We start from the raw sequence: 1,119 nt of genomic DNA on the forward strand, positions 1-1,119 counted from the left end.
GGGGCGTTTACCACGGTATGATTCATGACTGGGGTGAAGTCGTAACAAGGTAACCGTAGGGGAACCTGCGGTTGGATCACCTCCTTATATCAGTGGTCAGATAACAGGTGTCAGATGGCAGTGAGCTGATTTGACTTTGTTATTGATACCCAAGAAACTTGAAGCGATAGCAAGTGTTCACACAGATTGTTTGGTAAAAATGAACGAAAAAAAGACCGCGCTTTTATTTGCTTACTAGGTCGGGCAAGAAATGAATGAAAAAAAGAAGTGCGAAGACAAAAGATTATCTTTAACTGTTGTCCCCATCGTCTAGAGGCCTAGGACATCGCCCTTTCACGGCGGTAACCGGGGTTCGAATCCCCGTGGGGACGCCATCTAAAGATGATTTTTGATTATCTTAATGTTCTTTAAAAATTTGGAAACAAGCTGAAAACAGAGTTCAGATAACAGTGGTCAGATAGCAGTGTTGCTATTGATGATTGTTAGATGACTCAACGTTTGAGTAAAAATCTTGTGTGAACAAAAGCACACAAGTCTAGTTATTAAAATCAACCTAAAGTAAGCAGGTTAAAGATAGAAAAGGTATCAGGCTGTCGTCTGAAGCCTGTCATCTGAAACCTGTACAAAGCACTTCAGGTTGTATGGTTAAGTGACTAAGCGTACACGGTGGATGCCTAGGCAATCAGAGGCGAAGAAGGACGTGCTAATCTGCGAAAAGTTTGGATGAGTCGATAAGAGGCGTTTAATCCAAAATATCCGAATGGGGAAACCCAGTAGATGAAGAATCTACTATCATTTACTGAATACATAGGTAAATGAGGCAAACCGGGAGAACTGAAACATCTAAGTACCCCGAGGAAAAGAAATCAACCGAGATTCCGTGAGTAGCGGCGAGCGAAAGTGGAAGAGCCAGTGAGTGATAGCAGTTTGTTTAGGAGAATCGGCTGGGAAGTCGAACTACAAAGGGTGATAGTCCCGTATCTTAAAAACAAATTGTGGTACTAAGCTAACAACAAGTAGGGCGGGACACGTGATATCCTGTTTGAAGATGGGGGGACCATCCTCCAAGGCTAAATACTCCTGATTGACCGATAGTGAACCAGTACTGTGAAGGAAAGG

At 43.0% G+C, this 1,119-nt stretch carries 1 tRNA gene and 2 rRNA genes; all 3 read left to right on the forward strand.

Annotation, left to right across the window (positions count from 1 at the left end):
* Positions 1-87: ribosomal RNA gene (locus tag E0709_RS12090) — 16S ribosomal RNA — on the forward strand; the annotation flags it as partial.
* Positions 88-298: 211 nt separating this feature from the next.
* A tRNA-Glu gene (locus E0709_RS12095) sits at positions 299-374 on the forward strand.
* A 269-nt stretch (positions 375-643) separates the two neighbouring features.
* A 23S ribosomal RNA gene (locus E0709_RS12100) occupies positions 644-1,119 on the forward strand; the annotation flags it as partial.

Source organism: Lonepinella koalarum (assembly GCF_004565475.1).
Lineage (GTDB): Bacteria > Pseudomonadota > Gammaproteobacteria > Enterobacterales > Pasteurellaceae > Lonepinella > Lonepinella koalarum.